This window comes from Delftia sp. BGA-UO-ETr-SB1, assembly GCF_059567865.1.
Genome location: NZ_JCAQOW010000006.1, coordinates 1,103,679 through 1,114,776 on the forward strand (window position 1 = coordinate 1,103,679; position 11,098 = coordinate 1,114,776).

10 protein-coding genes are annotated in these 11,098 nt (G+C 68.9%); 8 read left to right on the forward strand and 2 right to left on the reverse strand.

The genetic code is table 11. From position 1 onward, the window contains the following. Nucleotides 1–5: 5 nt before the first annotated feature. Complete coding sequence (locus AC57B5_RS23765) at nt 6–896, reverse strand: LysR substrate-binding domain-containing protein (RefSeq protein WP_496400470.1); 891 nt, start codon at nt 894–896, stop codon at nt 6–8. A gap of 156 nt (nt 897–1,052) precedes the next feature. Here AC57B5_RS23765 and AC57B5_RS23770 point away from each other — a divergent pair, with 156 nt between their 5' ends. Continuing rightward, the gene (locus AC57B5_RS23770) at nt 1,053–1,448 is read left to right on the forward strand and encodes a RidA family protein (protein WP_496400471.1); all 396 of its coding nucleotides are present in this window, start codon (nt 1,053–1,055) and stop codon (nt 1,446–1,448) included. Nucleotides 1,449–1,534: 86 nt separating this feature from the next. Here AC57B5_RS23770 and AC57B5_RS23775 read toward each other — a convergent pair whose 3' ends face one another. After that, nucleotides 1,535–2,479: a LysR family transcriptional regulator gene (locus AC57B5_RS23775; RefSeq protein WP_013800697.1), complete on the reverse strand. Its 945-nt coding sequence runs from the start codon at nt 2,477–2,479 to the stop codon at nt 1,535–1,537. 155 nt (nt 2,480–2,634) lie between these two features. On the opposite strand from AC57B5_RS23775, the gene AC57B5_RS23780 reads away from it, so the two are divergent. The 7 genes from AC57B5_RS23780 (at nt 2,635) to AC57B5_RS23810 (ending at nt 11,077) form a co-directional block, all read left to right on the forward strand. After that, on the forward strand, nt 2,635–3,495 hold the full coding sequence (locus AC57B5_RS23780) for a fumarylacetoacetate hydrolase family protein (RefSeq protein WP_496400472.1): 861 nt from the start codon (nt 2,635–2,637) through the stop codon (nt 3,493–3,495). A gap of 14 nt (nt 3,496–3,509) precedes the next feature. After that, nucleotides 3,510–5,606, forward strand: coding sequence for a hydantoinase/oxoprolinase family protein (locus tag AC57B5_RS23785; RefSeq protein WP_016450909.1), 2,097 nt, complete (start codon nt 3,510–3,512; stop codon nt 5,604–5,606). Further along, nucleotides 5,603–7,393 carry a hydantoinase B/oxoprolinase family protein gene (locus AC57B5_RS23790; RefSeq protein ID WP_043822131.1) on the forward strand — a complete coding sequence of 597 codons (1,791 nt, stop codon included), beginning with the start codon at nt 5,603–5,605 and terminating at the stop codon, nt 7,391–7,393. Before AC57B5_RS23785 ends, AC57B5_RS23790 begins: the two co-directional genes overlap by 4 nt. A gap of 8 nt (nt 7,394–7,401) precedes the next feature. Next, nucleotides 7,402–7,767 carry a hypothetical protein gene (locus AC57B5_RS23795; protein WP_239972366.1) on the forward strand — a complete coding sequence of 122 codons (366 nt, stop codon included), beginning with the start codon at nt 7,402–7,404 and terminating at the stop codon, nt 7,765–7,767. Beyond that, nucleotides 7,764–8,837 (forward strand): CobW family GTP-binding protein, encoded by a 1,074-nt coding sequence (locus AC57B5_RS23800; RefSeq protein WP_496400473.1) that lies wholly within the window; start codon nt 7,764–7,766, stop codon nt 8,835–8,837. The genes AC57B5_RS23795 and AC57B5_RS23800 overlap by 4 nt, the downstream gene beginning before the upstream one ends. A gap of 46 nt (nt 8,838–8,883) precedes the next feature. Further along, the gene (locus tag AC57B5_RS23805; protein WP_496400474.1) at nt 8,884–9,882 is read left to right on the forward strand and encodes a tripartite tricarboxylate transporter substrate binding protein; all 999 of its coding nucleotides are present in this window, start codon (nt 8,884–8,886) and stop codon (nt 9,880–9,882) included. Nucleotides 9,883–9,958: 76 nt separating this feature from the next. Beyond that, entirely contained in the window at nt 9,959–11,077 is a 1,119-nt protein-coding gene (locus tag AC57B5_RS23810; protein WP_043822135.1) for a porin, read from the forward strand. Nucleotides 11,078–11,098 lie beyond the last annotated feature (21 nt).

The following is an 11,098-nucleotide window of genomic DNA, read 5'->3' on the forward strand; positions in this document are numbered from 1 at the left end:
TACGGCTATGGCACGGCCATGGACTGGCTTCTGAGCCAGTCCATGACGGCGCGCACATGGGGACCCGGCTTCCGTTGCTCGCCCACGGCCAGATGGTAGGTATGGCCCGTGATCGAGGGGCCGAAGGGCTGCAGCAGGTGGCCGGCCGCAATGTCCTCGGCCACCAGGGCCAGGCTCAACAGGGCAATGCCATGGCCGGCGATGGCCGCCTGGATGGCATGGCCCTCGTCGGAAAAGCGCAGTTGCCCCGCCGGTGAATTCCAGGCCAGGCCTGCCTCGTCAAACCAGCGCTCCCAGGTGGGATTGCTGGCGTGCGCCGTCTTCCAGTCAAAGCGGATCAGCGGCAGGCGGGCCAGGTCGGCCGGACCCAGCACGTCCAGCCGGGGATTGGCCACGGGCGCAAAGCGGTCGCTGAACAGGGGCTCGGCCACCAGGCCCGGATAAGGGCCGCGCCCGTAGCGCACGGCGATATCGACAGCATGGGAGCGCAGGTCCACCACATCGTCCGAGGCCTGCAGTTGCAGGTCCACCTCGGGGTGCATCGCGCGGAAGCTGGCCATGCGCGGCACCAGCCATTTCACGGTGAACGCATTGGTGGCCGAGATGCTGACCTGGGCGCGCAGGCGCTTTTGCAGCAGGCGCTCCAGCGTGGCGGCAAAGGCGTCGAAACCGTCGCGCAGCACCGGATAGAGCTGGGCGCCGGCCTCGGTCAGCACCACCTTGCGTACCTGGCGATCGAACAGCGCCAGGCCCAGCTGTTCCTCCAGCGCGCGGATCTGGTGGCTGATGGCCGTGGGTGTCACGGCCAGGTCGTCGGCGGCCTGCTTGAAGCTGCCCAGGCGTGCGGCGGCCTCGAAGGCGCGCAGTGCGGAAAGCGGCAGCTGGTTGCGTTGCATGAGGGCTGGAGGACGCAAGGGTCGGGTGAGGAATGGGGTGAGGAAAACTCATCTTATGCCTGACAAATGAACCTTTGTCGCAATCATCCGGCTTGCCTATCGTCCACCCATGCCCCAAGCGCGATCCTGCCGGGGATGGATGAAGGAAATGAAACCATGCTGCACCGTGTCACCACCCAACCCGACCCCTACGAGCCGTTTTTGCTGTCGCAAGGCATTCGCTTTGGCGAGCTGCTGTTCATCTCCGGCCAGGCCGGCGCCGGAGACGATGGCCGCATCGTGCCGGGCGGCTTCCTGGCACAGGGCCGGCAGGCGTTTGCCAATCTGCGCCGCGCGCTGGAGGCGGGCTGCTCCAGCCTGAAGGACGTGATCAAGGTCACCATCTTCGTCACCGACATGGGCCACTTCGACGAGGTGGTTGCCCTGCGCCGCGAGTTCTTCGGCGCCCCCTATCCGGCCGACACGATTGCCCAGATCCAGGCGCTGTACGACCCGGCGGCCATGATCGAGATCGAGGCCATTGCAGCCGTGCGTGATGGGCAGGCCCGCTGACATGGTTGCGGCCGTTCTGTTCCGATGGCCTGGCCACGGCGTGCATGGCCGACGACTGGAGCCGATGGGGCCGATATCTGATCCCTTCAACCGCCGAGCAGTCCCGAGGTGCTCAGCGGCCCCGGCGACAGCTGCTGCCCCCAGGCCTGCGTCAATGCCTCGATGGCATCGCCCACCACGCGGCAGGCCTGGGTGAGCTTGCCGTGCCGGGGCAGGGCCAGCGTCACATGGCGCACCAGGCCGGGGTTGACCAGGCGGCTGGCCTGCAGCCGGCCCTGGCGCAGCTCGGCATCAATGGAATACGGGCCGATCACCGAGTAGAGGCCGGGCGCGTGGGCCACGAGCTCCTTTTGCACGGTCAGCGAGTCGGCCTCGGCGGCCGCCGCGAGCCGAAAGCCGTGGCTGTGCGCGGCCTCATCGAGCGCATCGCGCCAATGGCTGGGGCGTCGCGGCAGCACCAGCTGCAGGCCGTCGAGCGCGGCGAACTCCGTGGTGGGCGCCAGGGTCAAGGGGTCGCCAGGGCGCGACACCAGATAGCTGTGCGCGGTGCTCAGCAGCCGCTCGTCGCCGCCGGCCGGGCGCGCGAAGCGAAAGAGGATGGCCAGGTCCACGGCGCCGCTGTCCAGCAGCGCGTCGAGCTCCGTGCCCTGGGCCTCGGTGATGTTCAGGCGTATGCCCGGGTGCTCGCGCTGCAGCCAGTCGAACACATGCGTCATCAGCGGGTGCGCGGCCGAGGGCACGATGCCCAGCCGCACCTCGCCCCATAGCTGGCCTGCGTCCGCACGCAGCGTTTCCTGCAATTGCTCGGTTTCCTGCAGCCAGCTGCGCAGCCGCAGCGCGGCCCGCGCGCCCAGCGGCGTCAGCGTGACGCCCCGGCCCGTGCGCCGCAGCAAGGGGCCTCCCAGCGACGCTTCGAACTCGCTGATCTGCCGGCTGATGTGCGACTGCACGGTGTGCCGCCGTGCCGCGACCTTGCTGATGCTGCCGGCTTCGGAGACCTCGAGGAAGAGCTTGACGCTGGGCAGGTGCATGGTGGTTACCCGGTTGAGGTATGCCTGATGAGGCAATTCTGAAAGCCTGAAATTCTATCTATTCAGATATCAACGGGATTTCTACAGTGCAGTCATGCCTTGCCAGCGGCCTTGCCTTGGCAGGTTTTCCAGACACCGAACCTAAGGAAAATCCGTTGAAACTCGCCAGCTTCATCCATGCCGGACAGCCCCGCTACGGGCAGGTTCTGGCCGAGCGCTTCCTGCAGCCGCCCGCCGACTTTCTCGCCCGCCATCCCGACCTGCTGTCCGTGCTGCGCGCACAGGCGCTGGGCGAGCTGGAGCAGGCCCTGCAGGCCGGCGCCGTGTCCGTCGATGCGGCGCAGACCCAGGCGCTGCCCGTCATCCCCAACCCCGGCAAGCTCATCTGCGTGGGCCTGAACTACAAGACACATGTGGCCGAGACGCGGCGCGCCGACAGCGAGCACCCGTCGCTGTTCCTGCGCTTCAACGACAGCCTGGCCGCCGATGGCGACGAGCTGCTGCGCCCGGCCTTCTCGGAGCGTTTCGACTGGGAGGGCGAGCTGGCCTTCGTCATCGGCCGGGGCGGGCGCCACATTGCAAAGGAAGATGCCTTCGACCACATCGCCGGCTATGCCTGCTTCAACGATGTGAGCGTGCGCGACTGGCAGCGCCATACGCACCAGTTCACGCCCGGCAAGAACTTTCCCGGCACGGCGCCCTTCGGCCCCTGGCTGGTCACGCGCGACGAGGTGGCCGACGTGCGCAGCCTGGCGCTGCAGACGCGCCTGAACGGCAGCGTGGTGCAGCAGGCCAGCCTGGGCGACCTGATCTTCGACATCCCCACCATCGTGGCCTATGTGTCGCGCTTCACGCCGCTGTCGCCCGGCGACGTGATCGCCACGGGCACGCCGGGCGGCGTGGGCGACCGCCGCGAGCCGCCCCTGTACATGAAGCATGGCGATGTGGTCGAGGTCGAGATCACGGGCCTGGGTGTGCTGCGCAACCGTATCGGCACTGATAGCGCTGCCGTCTGACTCCGGAGAAATTCATGGATAACCAACAAGCGATTTCGCAGCGGCCCCGGCTGCGCATTGCCGTCGATATCGGCGGCACCTTCACCGACATGGCGGCGTTCGACGAGGCCAGCGGCCGGCTGCTGTTCGGCAAGGCCCTGTCCACGCATGGCGAGCTGGTCAACGGCATCCAGGCCACGATAGACAGCGCGGGCATCGACTGGCGCGACGGCCATCTGTTCCTGCACGGCTCCACCATTGCCATCAACACGCTGCTGGAGCGCAATGGCGCCCACACCGCGCTGCTGATCACCGAGGGCTTTCGCGACATCTACGAGATCGGCCGCGTGAACCGGCCCGATGCCTACAACCTGTTCTTCAACAAGCACCAGCCGCTGGTGCGGCGCTCGCTGCGCCATGAGGTATCCGAGCGCCTGCGCGCCGACGGCAGCCTGCACAAGCCGCTGGACGAGGCGGCCGTGCGCGAGCTGGCCCGCGAGCTGGCAGGGCAGGGCGTGGAGGCCGTGGCCGTGCTGCTGCTGCACTCCTACCGCAATCCGGCGCACGAGCAGCGCGTCAAGCAGATCCTGCAGGAAGAGATGCCGGGCGCCTTTGTCTGCGCCTCGCATGAGCTGTCGCAGGAGTACCGCGAGTTCGAGCGCGTGTCCACCGCCGTGGCCAATGCCTATGTGGGGCCGCGCGTGTCGCAGTACCTGGGCCAGCTGGAGAACCACCTGGGCGGCAAGGGCTTCGAGGGCGACTTCTACATCGTGCAGTCCACGGGCGGATTGTTCCCGGTCGAGCATGCCAAGGTGGGCTGCGTGCGCATGCTCGAATCGGGGCCGGCGGCCGGCGTGATCGGCGCCCAGGCTATCTGTGCGCAATTGGGCATGGGCGATGCCATCGCCTTCGACATGGGCGGCACCACGGCCAAGGCCGGCGTGATCAGCGAGGGCCGGCCGCTGACCACGGGCTCGGCGCTGATCGGCGGCTATGAGCAGGCCCTGCCGATACAGATCCCGATGATGGACATCCACGAAGTGGGCACGGGCGGCGGCTCCATCGCCCGCGTGGAGACGGGCAACGCGCTGCGCGTGGGCCCGCAGAGCGCCGGCTCCATCCCCGGCCCCGTGGCCTATGGCCGTGGCGGGCTGGAGCCCACGGTGACCGACGCCAACCTGGTGCTGGGCCGGCTGGACGCGGAGCATTTCCTGGGCGGCGAGCTGCAGCTGGACATGGACGCCTGCCAGCGCCAGATGGCCGAGCGCGTGGCGACCCCGCTGGGCCTGGAGCCCACCGAGGCGGCCGACGGCATCCTGCGCATCGCCGTGACGCAGATGTCGCATGCCGTCAAGGCCGTGACCACCGAGCGCGGCCTGGACGCGGGCAGCTTCACCATGGTCGTCTACGGCGGCGCGGGGCCGCTGCACGCCTCGGCCATTGCGCGCGAGATCGGCATCCGCAAGGTGCTGATCCCCTATGCGCCCGGCTATTTCTCGGCCTACGGAATGCTGTTCTCCGACCTGCGCTACGACTACGTGCGCTCGGTGTTCCGCAAGCTGGGCGAGGTGTCCTTCGAGGAGATCGAGGCCGCCTACCAGAGCATGGAGGACGAGGGCCGCGCCGCGCTGGCGCAGTCCGGCATCGCGCCGGACGGCATCGTGATCGAGCGCGCCGCCGACATGCGCTACGTGGGCCAGGAGCATGCGGTGACCGTGGACCTGCCCATGGCCTTCTTCGAGGGCCGGGACCGCTCGGCCATCAAGCGCCAGTTCGACGAGCTGCACAAGGTGCGCTACGGCACCTCGGCCCCGCAGGAGCCGGCCGACCTCGTGAGCCTGCGCGTCACCGTGCTGGGCACGATGAAGAAACCGCCCAGGCACAGCGTGGAGCGCGGCAGCGCCGAGCCCAGCCGTGCCTCCGTGCGCACGGTCAAGCCCGTCTATTTCCGCTCCAGCGGCTGGGTGGACACGCCGGTGCATCTGCGCGAGCGCCTGTTGGCGGGCAACGAGATCGCGGGGCCCGCGCTGATCGAGGAACACGCATCCACCACCGTCGTGCAGCCCGGCGACCGGCTGCGCGTGGACGAACTTGGCAATCTGCAAATCGACATCGGGAGCGACCGCACATGAACCACCCCACTGACTCCAGGCCCGTCGATCCGGTCACCGTCGAGATCATCCGCAACGGCCTGTACGCCGTCACGGAGGAGATGAAGACCAACCTGACGCGCACGGCCTACAACCTCATCATCTACGAGGCGCTGGACTTCACGGTCGGCCTGTTCACGCGCGAGGGCGACACGGTGTCCATCGGCCTGGGCCTGCCCATGTTCATCCGCGGCATGTCGGAGACGGTCAAGGCCAAGATCCGCCACTTCGGCTACGAGAACATCCTGCCCGGCGACATCCTGGTCACCAACGATGCCTACACCACCGGCAGCCACCTGAACCACTTCACGTTCACCATGCCGGTGTTCCATGAGGGCCGGCTCGAAGGCTTCACCTGCTGCATGGCCCACTGGCTGGACGTGGGCGGCACGCTGGGCAACGTCACCACGGACATCTTCAGCGAGGGGATACAGATCCCCATCATGAAGTACCAGCGCCAGGGCGAGGTCAACCAGGACCTGATCGACATCATCGCGATGAACGTGCGCCTGGCCGAGCGGGCCCTGGGCGATCTGCGCGCGCAGATCACGGCCATCACCACGGGCGAGCGCCGCTATGTGGAACTGCTGCAGCGCTATGGCGTGGATGCGGTCAACGGCGCCATCGCGCAGATCATGGATTCCAGCGAGGCCGTGGCGCGCAAGAACACGCTGTCGATTCCCGATGGCGTGTACGAGGCCGAGTCCTTCATGGACGACGACGGGCTGGACATCGGCAAGCGCATTCCCATCCGCGTCAAGGTCACGGTGCAGGGCGACGAGATGACGGTGGACCTGTCGGACGTCTCCAAGCAGGTGCGCGGCTTCTACAACTCCGGCTTCACCACGGGCATCGCCTGCGCGCAGGTGGCCTACAAATGCCTCACCACGCCGACCGACTACCCGGTCAACGACGGCAGCTTTCGGCCGCTCAAGGTGATCATGCCCATGGGCACGGTGATCAGCGCCGAGAGGCCGTATCCCATGCGCGTGTGGATGACCTTCCCCATGACGGTGATCGACACCATCTTCAAGGCCCTGGCGCCCGCGATTCCCGACCGCTCCATCGCGGGCCACCATGCGGACCTGGTGTTTCCCAACATCCATGGCATCTCGCCCGAGGACGGGCGGCTGTTCATCGTCGGCATCGGCCCGCTGGGCGGCGGCTGGGGCGCCAAGAGCCGTGAGGACGGCGTGTCCGTCACCGTCTGCATCAATGACGGCGACACCCACAACAGCCCCACCGAGCAGCTCGAGGCCAAGTACCCGGTGCTGGTGGAGAAGTACGAGATCCGACAGGACTCGGCCGGCGCGGGCCAGTATCGGGGCGGCCTGGGCGCGGAGATGGTGGTGCAGGCGCTGTCGCCCTTCACCGTCACCACGCGCATCGACCGCGTGCACTGCAAGCCCTGGGGCCTGGAGGGCGGCGGCGACGCCATGGGCAACGGCCTGGCCGTGCGCCACAAGGGCGAGTGGAAGACCGACCATGCCAACGCCAAGATCTTCAACGTGCGCCTGGAACGCGGCGATGCCTACCGCATGCTGTCGGGCGGCGGCGGGGGCTTTGGCGACCCGCTGGCGCGCGAACTGGACAAGGTGGCCGAGGACGTGCGCGAAGGCTATGTGAGCGCCCAGGTGGCCCGCGAGGTCTACCGCGTGGCGCTGGATGGCCAGGGACAGGTGGACCACGAGGGCACGCAGGCGCTGCGCAGCGGCAGGTCTCCGTCCGCCGCAACGGCAACCTCAGCCGTAGCCTGGGACGGGCAGTGAGCACGGCCATGGCCTCAGACCACGCCCTGCAGGCCGAGCGGCTCTGGGACCTGTGGTGCGCCCTGGCGCTGCGCCATGTCGCGCTGGGCGGTGCCTGCGCCTGCGGGGCGGGCGGCATCAGCCTGCGGCTGGAGGACTTCGAGCTGGACATCGTGGACTACCTGCAGGACGGGGGCGAGCGCTGCGAGCAGCCCGAGGTGGCGGCCTGGTTCCGTGCCCGGCCCGCACCCGAGCAGGGCGCGCAGCCGCTGCGCGGCCTGCTCGATGCGCTGGGCTCGGACGAGGTGCCGCAGGCCGTGGCGCAGTGGGCGCTGGCGCGGCTGGAGCGCACGCTGCGCTCGTTCGCCGAGGTGCATGGTGGGGTGGCGTCATGAGCGGGCATTTCTCCAGCCTGCTGGCCCTGCCCGAAGCGGCGGACCAGCGCATTCCGGTCACCGTGCTCACGGGATTTCTGGGCAGCGGCAAGACCACGCTGCTCAACCGGCTGCTGGCGCTGCCGGACCTGCACGGGACGGCCGTCATCGTCAACGAGTTCGGTGCGGTCGGCATCGACCAGGACCTGACCAGCCTGGCCTGCGAGGACACGGTGCTGCTGGCCAATGGCTGCCTGTGCTGCAGCGTGCGCGGCGATCTGGTGGAGGCGCTGGAGCGCCTGGCCCTGCGCGAACAGGGCGTGCCGCGCCGCGTGCTGATCGAAACCAGCGGCCTGGCGGACCCGGGCCCGATACTGCGCTCCTTCCTGGGCGAGCCCGCCGTGCGGGCGCGCTATGCGCTGGCCGGCGTGGCCTGCACGGTCGATGCCGTGCTGGGCAGCGCCACGCTGGCAGGCTATCCCGAAGCCGTGCGGCAGCTGGCTGTGGCTGACCTGGTGCTGCTGACCAAGACAGATTTGCTGGGCGGCGCACAGCCCGCTGCGCAACTGCTGACCCAGGTGCAGGCCATCAACGGCGAGGCGCCGCAAGGCATGGACCCCGGCCACCATGTGGCGCTGCTGCAGCGGCTGATGTCGGAAGGCGCGACGGGGCAGGAGGACGCCGCTGCGGGCATGCTCCAGACGCCCGGCTACCGGGCCATGGCTCCGGTGACAGCTCCGGCAGGCGCGCACCGCGACGGCATCTCGTCCTTTGTGCTGCAGCGCGACGAGCCCCTGCCCGCGCAGGCGTTCGGCGAATGGATGGACTGGGTCACGGCCATGCGCGGCGATGACCTGCTGCGCGTCAAAGGCATCGCGCACCTGCAGGAGCACCCGGACCAGCCCCTGGTCATCCATGGCGTGCAGCACCTGTTCGCCCCGCCGCAGACGCTGCCCCGCTGGCCGGGTGCCGACCGGCGCACGCGCATCGTCTTCATCACGCGGGGGCTGGATGCCCAGGCCCTGGACGACACGCTGAGCGTGCTGGTGCGCAGGCACAGGCGGCGCGCGCCGAATCAGGACCCGGGCTGAGCCACGCAACGGCCGGCCCATTTTCAAAAGAAACAGGAGACAAAGCATGAAAACTCTGACACGGCTGAAGGGGCCGGTGCTGGGCGCCTTACTGGGTGCGCTGGCTGCCTTGCCCATCGCCAGCATGGCCTCGTCCAGTGCGTCCGCCGCCTTTCCCGAGCCGGGCAAGATGGTCAAGGTCATCGTCCCCTTCGTGGCGGGCGGCGGCGTGGACAGCGCCGCGCGCCTGTTCGCCGAGCAGTTGCGCAAGCAGCTGGGCACGACGGTCATCGTCGAGAACCGCGTGGGCGGCAGCGGTGTCGTGGGCGGCCGCGCGGTGCTGGCGGCTGCCCCCGATGGCTACACCCTGCTGTTCTCGGCCGCCACGCATGTGCTGGCCAAGCAGGTGCTGCCCCATCCGCCCTATGACCCGCAGACAGACTTTGTCCCCGTGGCGCGTGTGGGCGAGGCGCCGCTGATGCTGGTGATCTCGCCGCAGCTGCCCCACAGCAAGCTGGGCGAGGTGCTGGCCGCAGGCGCCAAGAGCACATGGACGGCGGCCATTCCCGCCGTGGGTGCACCCAGCCACCTGGCCACGCTGCTGCTGGCCCAGCAGGGCCGCATGCGCCTCGAGTACGTGCCCTACAAGGGCACGCAGCCCGCGCTGGTGGATGTGGGCGGCGGCCATGTGGACTTGCTGCTCGACTCCATGGTTTCCGTGCTGCCGCTGGCCAAGGCCGGCAAGGTGCGGCCGATTGCCATCACCTCCGGCAAGCGCAGTCCGCTGGCGCCCGAGGTGCCCACCATGCAGGAAAGCGGCTTGCCGCGCTTTGCCTACACGTCCTGGTACGGACTGTGGGCGCCCAAGGACACGCCTGCCGACCGGGTGCAGCGGCTGAACCAGGCCTCCAACGCGGCGGTGGCCGAGCTGGCCAGGTCCGGCGCCTTCGCGAGCCTGGGCATCGACACGGTTTCGGAGAGCACCGAGCAGTTCAAGCGCTTCATCGCCGCCGATGTGGCGCAGAGCGCCGCGCTGCTCAAGGGCGCGGGCTTCAAGCCCGAGTAGCCGGGCAGACCCCGGCACACGCCCGAGAAAAACAAAGAGCAAAGCAAAGCAAAGCAAAAAATCACAAGGAGACAACATGCAGGTTTTCATACGCCATGCCCTGGCCGCCTCGCTGGGGCTGGCCGCCGCGCATGCGGGCGCGCAGTCCTCGGTATCGATCTCGGGCACCGTCGATGTGAGCGTCAGGCAGGTGCGCAACCAGGGCCTGGGAACGGTCACCTCGCAGGCCAGCGGCGCCAACTCCACCAGCAAGCTGGTGTTGCGGGGGCAGGAGGACCTGGGCGACGGCCTGAGCGCGGGCTTCTACCTGGACGGTAGCCTGCTGGCCGACACCGGCGCCATGGGCGCCAGCGGCCCGTTCTGGGACCGGCGCTCCACGGTCAGCCTGGCCTCGCGGCAATGGGGCGAGCTGCGGCTGGGGCGGGACTGGGTGCCCACGCACCTGGTGTGGAGCGGCTTCGATCCGTTTGCCACGCTGGGCATCGGCAGCGCCAATGGCTTTCGCTCGTTCACGGCTTCCCGCGCGCTGGGCCAGGCCTTCGGCACGGCGCCGGAGTCGCAGGCTGCCAATCCCACGCTGCGCGTGAGCAATGCGGTGGAGTATTTCCTGCCGGCCGGCCTGGGCGGGCTGCAGGGCGTGTCCGGCAGCCTGATCGCCACCTTGGGCGAGAAGGGCGCCACGGCGGCAGGCCAGACGCGCGGCAACGGCTTTCGGCTGGGCTGGGCGGGCGCGGGCTGGAACGTGGCGGGCGCGCAGTTCACCACGCGCAACACCCTGAGCGGCATCCATTTCAAGGACCAGAGCTACGGTGTCTCCTACGACTTCGGCTGGCTCAAGGCCAGCCTGGCCCAGCGCCGCTGGGTCCATGGCGTGGACCGCACGGTCAACACCCTGGTGGGCATGAGCGTTCCCGTGGGCAGCGGCGTGGTCAAGCTCAGCTACGTCAAGGCCGACCAGACGGGCGCAACGGCGGCGCAAAGCGCCAGCGATGCCGACCTGTGGGCGCTGGGCTATGTGCACTCGCTGTCGCGGCGCACGGCGCTGTACGCGCATGCGGCCCGCATGTCCAACCGCAATGGGGCGGCCTTCGCCATTGCCGGGGGTGCGGCTGTCAGCGGCAATCCGGCCGCGGCCAATTACTTTGGCGGGCGCGCCTCCACGGCCTTCGAGCTGGGCCTCCGGCACGACTTCTGACGGGCAACGTAGGCAGCGTGC

Excerpts from the sequence above, each read along its gene's own strand:
- AC57B5_RS23765 (WP_496400470.1), bottom strand. The coding sequence starts at position 896 with ATGCAACGCAACCAGCTGCCGCTTTCCGCACTGCGCGCCTTCGAGGCC.
- AC57B5_RS23770 (WP_496400471.1), top strand. The coding sequence starts at position 1,053 with ATGCTGCACCGTGTCACCACCCAACCCGACCCCTACGAGCCGTTTTTG.
- AC57B5_RS23775 (WP_013800697.1), bottom strand. The coding sequence starts at position 2,479 with ATGCACCTGCCCAGCGTCAAGCTCTTCCTCGAGGTCTCCGAAGCCGGC.
- AC57B5_RS23785 (WP_016450909.1), top strand. The coding sequence starts at position 3,510 with ATGGATAACCAACAAGCGATTTCGCAGCGGCCCCGGCTGCGCATTGCC.
- AC57B5_RS23790 (WP_043822131.1), top strand. The coding sequence starts at position 5,603 with ATGAACCACCCCACTGACTCCAGGCCCGTCGATCCGGTCACCGTCGAG.
- AC57B5_RS23795 (WP_239972366.1), top strand. The coding sequence starts at position 7,402 with ATGGCCTCAGACCACGCCCTGCAGGCCGAGCGGCTCTGGGACCTGTGG.
- AC57B5_RS23800 (WP_496400473.1), top strand. The coding sequence starts at position 7,764 with ATGAGCGGGCATTTCTCCAGCCTGCTGGCCCTGCCCGAAGCGGCGGAC.
- AC57B5_RS23805 (WP_496400474.1), top strand. The coding sequence starts at position 8,884 with ATGAAAACTCTGACACGGCTGAAGGGGCCGGTGCTGGGCGCCTTACTG.
- AC57B5_RS23810 (WP_043822135.1), top strand. The coding sequence starts at position 9,959 with ATGCAGGTTTTCATACGCCATGCCCTGGCCGCCTCGCTGGGGCTGGCC.